The 1,081-nt window shown below is 69.6% G+C and carries 1 protein-coding gene and 1 pseudogene; both read right to left on the bottom strand.

What is annotated here, in order from left to right; genetic code table 11:
* A pseudogene (locus J7E68_RS13960) lies at positions 1–209 on the bottom strand (ABC transporter permease); the annotation flags it as partial.
* A 1-nt stretch (position 210) separates the two neighbouring features.
* On the bottom strand, positions 211–1,081 hold an 871-nt coding region (locus J7E68_RS13955), incomplete at its 5' end, for an ABC transporter permease (RefSeq protein WP_215173546.1).

The raw sequence follows: 1,081 nt of genomic DNA, 5'->3' as shown, positions 1-1,081 counted from the left end.
GCGCCCGCGCGGATGCGGCTGAGCACGTCTCGGCCGAGGTAGGCGGGGCCCAGCCAGTGCGCTGCAGACGGCCCCGCCAGCACCTCGGAGGTTCCGAGCAGCGGATCGTACGGCGCGAGCAGGGGGCCGCAGAGGGCGAGGCTCGCGATGACGAGCAGGACGGCGGTGGCGAAGCGGCCCGCAGGCAGCGCGAGGATGCGACGGATCATCTCAGACTCCTCTCGCGGATGCGGGGTTGAGGCGCACCAGCACCAGGTTGACGATGAGGTTGAAGACCACGACCAGGACGATCGCGATCACGAGCACGCCCTGCACCGCCGGCACGTCGCCGCGATTGGCGGAGTCGGCGGCGAACTTGCCGAAGCCGGCGAGCCCGAAGATCGCCTCGGTGACGACCGCACCGCCGAGGAGCGCGGGGAACTTCATGCCGAGCACCGTGAGGGCGGGACCTGCGCCGTTGCGCAGCGCATGCACGAAGAAGATCCGGCGAGAGCTGAGACCGCGCATCTGGGCACCGGTGACGTAGTTCTCGCGGTACGCCTGGATGAGGCCGACGCGCATCTGCCTGGCGAGGTCGGCGACCGTGTCGAAGCTGAGGGCGATGGCCGGCAGCCACAGATGCCAGAGCCAGAGGCTGACGCCGCCCTGCTCGAGCGGGATGTACCCGGCCGAGGGGAACCACCCGAGCGTCACGGCGAAGACCGCCACGAGTGCGATGCCGACGACGAACGAGGGCATCACCGAGATGATGGTCGTGAATCCGGTGATCGAGCGGTCGAGGATGCTGGTCGGGTAGGCCGCGGCGAGCACGCCGAGACCGAAGCCGAACACGATGCCGATGATCAGCGCGAGCCCGGCGACCGACAGACTGATCGCGGCACGCGAGACGAGGAGCTCGGAGACCGGGGCGCCGTTGTACCAGCTGTTGCCGAGGTCGCCCTGCAGGATGCCGCCGAACCAGTCGAGGTACTGCACGATGAACGGCCGGTCGCGACCCCACTGGTGCTCGAGAGCGGCGATCTGCTCGGGAGTGGCTGATTCCGACAGCTGCAGTTGGGCGGGGCTGAGGCCGCTGAGCCCC

The organism is Microbacterium sp. ISL-103 (assembly GCF_018613995.1).
GTDB lineage: Bacteria > Actinomycetota > Actinomycetes > Actinomycetales > Microbacteriaceae > Microbacterium.
This window is presented reverse-complemented; position numbering and strand designations above follow the sequence as displayed.